We start from the raw sequence: 6,898 nt of genomic DNA, 5'->3' as shown, positions 1-6,898 counted from the left end.
CGCGGAGAAGTCGAAACAATTGCAGCGATTCTCGTCGTTTGCGGCGGGCGGCTCGGTTTTCTGGCTGAAGCAGGATATGCGAAAATGGGAACTCGACCGGCAAGTCGATGCGGTCATCTCGTTTTGCGACTGCCTGAATTATTTGCTTGAGCCGGAGGATGTGCTGGCGACGTTTCGCCAAACTTGGCAAGGCCTGCGTTCCGGCGGGCAATTTTTGTTTGATGTGCATACGCCGGGACAATTGAGAAGATATGCCGAGGCGCAGCCTTTTGTGCTTAACGAAGATGATATTGCGTACATTTGGACGTGCGATTTTGATGATGAGCGAAGTCAAATCGTGCATGAATTGTCTATTTTTTTGCGTGAACAAGAGTCTTTGGGAGTGACGAAAGAGTATTTTTCCAGAATTGAAGAGACGCATGTGCAGCGGGCGTATGATTTGGCCTGGCTGCGCGGCGCCTTGATCAAGTCAGGTTTTGCCACGGTCGAATGCGTCGCCGATTTTCGTTGGAGCGCGCCAACGGATGAGTCGCAGCGGGCGTTTTTTATTGCCACGAAAGGGGATTGATCGCGATGCATGAGCGCTGTGCCTGGGCCGGCAAAGAGCCGTTATACATTGCCTACCATGATGAAGAATGGGGCGTGCCGGTGCATGACGATCGCAAATTGTTCGAGTTTCTTGTTTTGGAAGGAGCGCAAGCGGGATTAAGCTGGTGGACGATCCTGCAAAAACGCGCACGATACCGGGAAGTTTTTGCCGGGTTCGATCCGGAAGCGGTTGTAACTTTTGACGAGCAAAAAATCGCGCAGTTATTGTCCGACAGCGGAATTGTGCGCAACCGGTTAAAGATTCGCAGCGCGGTAAACAACGCGCGGGCGTTTTTGCGCATCCGGGAGACATTCGGCAGCTTCGACCGGTATTTATGGAACTTTGTGGACGGGCGGCCCATCCAAAACCACTGGAACACTTTGGCGGAAGTTCCCGCGACAACGCCGCTTTCGGATAAGTTAAGCAACGATTTGCGCAAACGCGGATTCACCTTTGTCGGCCCGACGATTTGTTATTCGTTCATGCAGGCTGTCGGACTGGTCAACGATCACGTCACGGGTTGTTTTCGCCATCGCCAGTTAATGGGTTGATTCGATTTGCTATGGTAACTTTCAACGCGGGAAGTGAGGGACAATGCAAGGCAGAAAGCTGATCTATAACCATATCAAGGCGCATCTTCCGTTGTATGTTGCGGCGGTTGCTTCAATGGCCGCGGCCAATATCGTATACGCCTTTTTTCCCAAAGTGCTGAACTTGTTTACCGATGATTTGCAAATGGGGAATTTGTCGCGCGAAGGAATCGTATTTTACAGTGTTTTGCTGCTTTTGATCGGGGGCGGTTACGGCGTATTATTCGGAGCGGGGCAATACGTAAACCACCGGCTGGGCAGAAAATTCGAATTTAACACAAGACAGGAACTGTTTCGGCATTTTACCACGCTCAGCGAACACTATTTTTCGCAAAACGGCATCGGCAAACTGCTCAGTTATGTAATGAACGACGTCACGGCGGTGCGGGAGTCGATCGCCAACGGGGTGAACCAGTCGACCAACGCTACCTTTCTTCTCGTATCCGTCGTTGTGATGATGTCCATTAGCGGAATCCCGTTTTACTTGATTTTGGTTTGCGTGTTGCCGCTTTTGGCCATTCCGTTTTTTGTCGTGCAATTTGGGCCGCGAATTCGCGAACGGTCGCGCAACGTGCAGGACGCGCTGGCCCGCATGACGGAGTCTGCCGAGGAACAGTTTGGCGGCATTCGACTGACCAAAACGTTTGCCGCGGAAGAAATGGCGAACAGGCGATTCGGCCGGACTGTCGACGAGATTTGCGACAAGCAGCTCAAACTTGTCAGGATGTCGTCGCTGTTTCAGGCGCTTTTGCCGTTTGCCGGGGCGTTGTCGCTTGTGCTCGCCATTTCCTACGGGGGCATTTTAACGATCAAGCAGCAAATCACACTCGGCAACTTTGTCGCGCTGACGCTTTATTTGCGCATGATCGTCAATCCGTTGCAGCAGATCGGCAATGTCATCAATACGATGCAGCGGGCGCGCGCTTCCGTGGATCGACTGGATTACTTGCTGGGGGTGCAGCCGGATATTCGGGAAGCGGAACATGCGCTAAAACTGGATGATCGGGATGCAACGATTGAAATCCGCAACCTTTCATTTACCTACCCCGGAAATGCGAAGCGATCGCTTGAAAACATCCATATTCGGATCGAACCGGGCGAAACGCTTGGGATTATCGGCAGGACAGGCAGCGGCAAAACGACTTTGGTAAAACTCTTGCTCAGGGTTTATGATCCGCCGCACGGAACACTGTTTATCAACGGAAAAGATATTCGCAGTTTGTCTTTGGACAGCTTGCGGAAAACAATTGCCTATGTGCCGCAGGAAGGTTTTCTGTTCAGCACAACGATTCGCGACAATATCGCCTTTTTTGACCGCGATTCCACGCAGGAGCAAGTTGAATCGGCGGCGAAACTGGCGGAAGTCTATGAAAATATTATGGGCTTTCCGGACAAATTTGCCACGAGATTGGGAGAGCGGGGGGTCACGTTGTCAGGCGGGCAGCGGCAGCGCACGAGCCTGGCGCGCGGCATTATCAAGGATGCGCCGATCCTGATTCTGGACGACAGCGTGAGCGCCGTGGATGCGGTAACAGAGACGAATATCATTGCGAATTTGCGGAAAAAAAGACGCGGCAAAACGACCGTCATCATTGCCCACCGGATTAGCGCCCTGCGGCATGCCGACCACATTGTTGTGCTGGAAGAGGGGAAAATAGCGGAACGCGGAACCCATGAAGAGCTGTTGCGGCGTGGCGGCATTTACGCTTCGCTTTACGCTATACAGGAAGAGGGGATGTCGCATGGCATATGACGCCGAAAAATCCGAAAATTCCTACAGCGTATCGCCGGAAAACAGGCGGAAAGCGTTTCGCGCCTTGCTATCCTATGCGGCGCCGCATCGCAAGTTGTTTCTCATTATTGTTTTATGCTCGTTGTTAGCCATTTCCGCCGATTTGCTGCAACCATACCTCGTCAAGATTGCGATAGACGGCGATCTTTTAACCGGAGAGAATAGCGCGGAAACCCTGCTTCTGTTAGGGCTGACTTATTTTGTGTTGGCTGCCGTCAGCATGCTGTTCACTTATTTGCAGGCCAATTTGCTGCAAAAAGCGGGCCAATCGATTGTCGCGCAACTGCGCAAAGATTTGTTCCGGCATATTGCGAGCTTGTCGATGTCGTTTTTCGATCGCCACCATATCGGCAGTCTGGTGACCAACGAGTCCAGCGATACGGAAACGATCAGCCAATTTTTCACGCAGGTATTGTTGAGCCTGGTGCGCGACGGACTCTATCTGGTATTGATTATATTGTTCATGTTCCATTTGGATGCGGAGCTGGCCATGTATTGCATGGCCGTGCTGCCGGTCATCGCGATTATTGCGGTCATTTTTCGCACTTTTTTGCGTCGGTATTACCAGCAGGCGAGAGCGCAGCTTTCCCGATTGATCGCGTTCATAGCGGAAAATTTGGCGGGCATGAGCATCATTCAGTCTTTTCATCAGGAACAGGAGCAGCATGCGCGTTTTACCAAACAGAATGAAAAATATTATGCGGCGAACTTGCAAGAAGTACGGACGAGCATCCTGTTTAACCGATCGTTCGATATTCTCGGCAATGTGGCGGTCGCTTTGCTGGTTTGGATCGGCGGGCTCGCGGTATTGGGGCAAAAACTCGAATTCGGCGTCCTGTACGCGTTTATCAGTTATATCCGGCAGTTTTTCCAGCCAATCAACCAGATTACCCAGCAGTGGAATACGATGCAGTCGACGCTGGTTTCCATGGACCGAATATGGCGGATTTTCGCCACCGAGCAAGAAGTAACCGATCCCGCACCGGAACAACAAAGGCGTTTGCAAGTCGCGGAAATGCAAGGGAGAGTGGATTTTAACCGGATTCGCTTTGCATACGGCGACGGCGTCGAGGTGCTGCACGATCTCGATCTGCATATCAATGGCGGGGAGTTTATCGGGATTGTCGGCGAGACAGGAGCGGGGAAAAGCTCGCTGATCAGCCTTTTGGCGCGGTTTTACGATGTGACGGCAGGCAGTATCGAGATCGACGGCGTTGACATCAGGCGGATTCCGCAGCATGCGCTGCATCAAATCGTCGGGCTGGTGCAGCAGGAGCCTTTTCTGTTTTCCGGCACGATCATCGATAACGTGCGGTTGTTTGACCAATCGATCAGCCGCGAGCAAGTAATGGCGGCATGCAAGCTTGTAGGCGCCCATGGCATGATCTCCCGGCTTGCGCACGGGTATGACACCCGCCTGTCGGAGCGGGGAAGCGGATTGTCCGCGGGGGAACGCCAATTGCTTTCTTTTGCGCGGATTGTCGTTTTTCAGCCGAAAATTTTGATCCTGGACGAAGCGACGGCAAACCTGGATTCGCATACGGAGCAGTTGATCCAGGCGGCGCTGCAAAAGGTTGCGCAAGGCCGCACGACATTGGTGATTGCGCACCGTCTGTCCACGATCATGCAAGCGGATCGCATTATCGTGATGCGGGAAGGCCGGATCGTTGAAGCCGGGAACCACCGGCAGTTGCTGAAACGCGGCGGCATCTATGCCGACATGGTGCGGCATTCGCACGGCGAGCCCATGCGGGAATCAGGCAGCAGGTAAAGTTTGGGCGGCCGGGGGAATGTACCCGAAGTATTGCAACGGATTTCATGGGTATGCGTTAGCCCCGATAACGGGGCTTTTTCCCGCAAAGAAGGCACATCTTTTATACACCCGAGCAAGGCTGTGCCGCACAAGAGATCACATGTAAATTGCGCGTGGCGGCCTTCCCTTCTTTTTCACCGACAAAACCTAATAGTGGATTTCCATTAAAAGTAATGATTGCCATGAATTCAACCGGGAATTTGGGAATTCAAGGGAAAGTTTTTGGCACAAAATAGTCGTCGTTAAATTTTTCCTTCATTGCTTTCTGATTGGCGATCGCCTGCTCATAGGTTTCGCCCGTCACGATGAACATGTTGGGTTCGGGCGCATGAACATTTCTCCAGGAAGGACCGGTCCAGATGTTGATCCATTCGAAGTTTTCGTCGAATCAGATGGTGGCAATATTGGACTCGATGGATTCAGGTTTGCTGAATACGTCCAAAGGTTTGCTGTATATCAGACCGCCTACATAGATTCCGTTTTTTTTCATACTAATCCCCAGAGCTGTCCAGTATGTCAAACAGATCACATGCGATAAATTTTCGATTTGCTGTTGCTTTTATTTTTTTATCGCGATATAATTTCATCGTTGAATAGTTCAATAGTTGAACTAAGTAAATGCGGAGGCGCAAAATGGATAAAAGCAAGTTGGACAGTTTAATGCGGCGCTACACGGAGGTGCATTTTTACGCGATCAAGCGGATTTCCGCATTAATGACTGCGGAGTTGAAAGATGAATTGACGTCCGATCAGTGCTTTGTGCTGCGTTATATTTGCTTGAACGGTCCGTGCACATCGTCGCAATTGGCGGAACGATGCAATGTAAATCGCAGCGCCATAACCGCGATGACCAATCGGCTGGTTGCCAAACAATACATCCGCAGAGTGACGGATGCGACTGACCGAAGAGTGATCCTGCTCTCGGCGACGGAGCTTGGCGCCAAGATTGTCGCGCAAATTGAAGAAAGCATCCGGAATATGATTTTGTTTTATTTGCAAGAATTAGAGGAGCAGGAAATTGAACAGTTTATCGGCATCTATGAAAAAATTGCCGGCATTATAAAAAGAAAATCGGAGGATTGTTGAAATGAACCGGATCGTGAAGTGGAGATGGATCATCGCGTTGCTGTGGATCGCCGTTCTGGTCGGATTGAACGTGACCGGGCCGGATATGGGCAAACTGGTTCGGGAAAAGGGACAAATTCGTATTCCTGATGGTTTGTCGTCGTCGATCGCAGCCGATTTAACCGCAAAAAGCTCTCCCAAGCATTCCGATAAAATGTCGATCGTGCTGGTGTTTCATGATCAAAAAGGCATAACTGATGCGGACATGGCCGCGATCAAGCAGGAACTGAACAAGTTGCAAGATGAGAAGGCCAAACTGAACATCGCGGACATCACCTCATTCCTGACGGATGAACGGCTTAAGGATGAATTGATATCCAAAGATAACAAAACGATCCTCACCTTGCTGTCCGTTTACCGGAACGGGCGGGAAGTAAGCGAGATTCGCGACAGCCTGAAACAGGCGCTTGCCGATATTCCTGTCGAACACTATTTAACCGGGGCGTCGCTGGTTAACGAAGATGTGGTATTGTCTTCGGAGCAGGGGTTGAAAAGGACGGAATGGATAACAGTCGTATTCATTTTGCTTGTGCTGATTCTCGTATTCCGTTCGCCGGTAGCGCCGTTTATTCCGCTGTTGACCGTGGGCGTTACCTATGTGGTCAGCTTGCGGATTGTCGCTTATCTTGTGGATTTGTACGGTTTCCCGCTGTCCACGTTTACGCAAATCTTTCTGGTGGCGGTTTTGTTCGGTATCGGCACCGATTACTGCATTCTTTTGCTCAGCCGGTTTAAAGAGGAACTCGCCGATCATGGCAATGTCAACGAAGCGATTATCGATACATACCGAACAGCCGGCAGAACGGTCATATTCAGCGGATTGGCGGCGTTTGCCGGCTTTGCGTCAATCGGGCTCGCCAAGTTCAATTTGTATCAATCGGCGGCGGCGGTGGCGGTTGGCGTTCTGGTGCTGATGGTTGCGCTTATGACAATCGTGCCGTTATTCATGAAAGTGCTGGGGAAAAGGCTGTTTTGGCCGGTGCGCGGTT

General features: G+C 51.2%; 6 protein-coding genes. All 6 read left to right on the top strand.

The window, feature by feature from the left end; translation table 11 throughout:
• Positions 1-568, top strand: a 568-nt coding sequence (locus tag VF260_06755) for a class I SAM-dependent methyltransferase (protein ID HEX7056881.1), incomplete at its 5' end; no start/stop codon positions are given.
• A gap of 5 nt (positions 569-573) precedes the next feature.
• Positions 574-1,140 carry a DNA-3-methyladenine glycosylase I gene (locus VF260_06750; GenBank protein HEX7056880.1) on the top strand — a complete coding sequence of 189 codons (567 nt, stop codon included), beginning with the start codon at positions 574-576 and terminating at the stop codon, positions 1,138-1,140.
• A gap of 43 nt (positions 1,141-1,183) precedes the next feature.
• Positions 1,184-2,932 carry an ABC transporter ATP-binding protein gene (locus VF260_06745; protein ID HEX7056879.1) on the top strand — a complete coding sequence of 583 codons (1,749 nt, stop codon included), beginning with the start codon at positions 1,184-1,186 and terminating at the stop codon, positions 2,930-2,932.
• A complete protein-coding gene (locus VF260_06740; protein HEX7056878.1) occupies positions 2,922-4,742 on the top strand; it encodes an ABC transporter ATP-binding protein in 1,821 nt (606 codons plus the stop codon). Before VF260_06745 ends, VF260_06740 begins: the two co-directional genes overlap by 11 nt.
• A 675-nt stretch (positions 4,743-5,417) precedes the next feature.
• Positions 5,418-5,870, top strand: a complete 453-nt coding sequence (locus VF260_06735; GenBank protein HEX7056877.1) for a MarR family transcriptional regulator — start codon at positions 5,418-5,420, stop codon at positions 5,868-5,870.
• Position 5,871: 1 nt separating this feature from the next.
• Positions 5,872-6,898 (top strand): MMPL family transporter (locus VF260_06730; GenBank protein HEX7056876.1); only part of this gene is annotated, 1,027 nt, incomplete at its 3' end.

The sequence above is a fragment of the Bacilli bacterium genome (assembly GCA_036381315.1).
In the GTDB taxonomy this organism is placed as follows: domain Bacteria; phylum Bacillota; class Bacilli; order Paenibacillales; family KCTC-25726; genus DASVDB01.
This window is presented reverse-complemented; position numbering and strand designations above follow the sequence as displayed.

What these genes read in the sequence shown, in the direction of transcription:
- VF260_06750 (HEX7056880.1), top strand. Translation starts at nt 574, where the DNA reads ATGCATGAGCGCTGTGCCTGGGCCGGCAAAGAGCCGTTATACATTGCC.
- VF260_06745 (HEX7056879.1), top strand. Translation starts at nt 1,184, where the DNA reads ATGCAAGGCAGAAAGCTGATCTATAACCATATCAAGGCGCATCTTCCG.
- VF260_06740 (HEX7056878.1), top strand. Translation starts at nt 2,922, where the DNA reads ATGGCATATGACGCCGAAAAATCCGAAAATTCCTACAGCGTATCGCCG.
- VF260_06735 (HEX7056877.1), top strand. Translation starts at nt 5,418, where the DNA reads ATGGATAAAAGCAAGTTGGACAGTTTAATGCGGCGCTACACGGAGGTG.